The organism is Oscillibacter sp. KLE 1745, assembly GCF_000469445.2.
GTDB lineage: Bacteria > Bacillota > Clostridia > Oscillospirales > Oscillospiraceae > Oscillibacter > Oscillibacter welbionis.
In genome coordinates, this window is the sequence record NZ_KI271739.1 from 1 (window position 1) to 473 (window position 473).

The 473-nt window shown below is 55.6% G+C and carries 3 tRNA genes; all 3 read left to right on the plus strand.

From position 1 onward, the window contains the following. Positions 1-66 precede the first annotated feature (66 nt). The 3 genes from HMPREF1546_RS11500 (at position 67) to HMPREF1546_RS11510 (ending at position 390) form a co-directional block, all read left to right on the plus strand. Positions 67-142, plus strand: a tRNA-Asn gene (locus HMPREF1546_RS11500). Between the two features lie 56 nt (positions 143-198). Next, positions 199-275, plus strand: a tRNA-Ile gene (locus tag HMPREF1546_RS11505). Between the two features lie 39 nt (positions 276-314). After that, a tRNA-Trp gene (locus HMPREF1546_RS11510) sits at positions 315-390 on the plus strand. Positions 391-473: the final 83 nt, after the last annotated feature.

The window sequence follows — 473 nt, forward strand, 5'->3', positions numbered from 1 at the left end:
GGCGACGGCCCGGGAAGATAGGTAGCGCCAACACAGGCTCTTGTTTTTAACAAGGGCCTGCCACATTCCTCCATAGCTCAGTCGGTAGAGCACGCGGCTGTTAACCGCGGTGTCGTTGGTTCGAGTCCAACTGGGGGAGCCAAGTATTGCCGCCACTCGGCGTGGCGGCAATACTTCTCTTGAAGGAAATGCCGATACGGGCCTTTAGCTCAGTTGGTTAGAGCAGCTGGCTCATAACCGGCCGGTCCCGGGTTCGAATCCCTGAAGGCCCACCAGAATGGTTGATCGCCTGACGGGAGTGCCGCAAGCGAGATAGGGGTATAGCTCAGCTGGTAGAGCAGCGGTCTCCAAAACCGCGTGCCGAGGGTTCGAATCCTTCTGCCCCTGCCATTGATTCTTCCAAAAACCCTGAGAAATCAGGGTTTTTTGTTATTTTTTCGAGGGAATGATTTTCGAAAGACCGCGGGTGATGC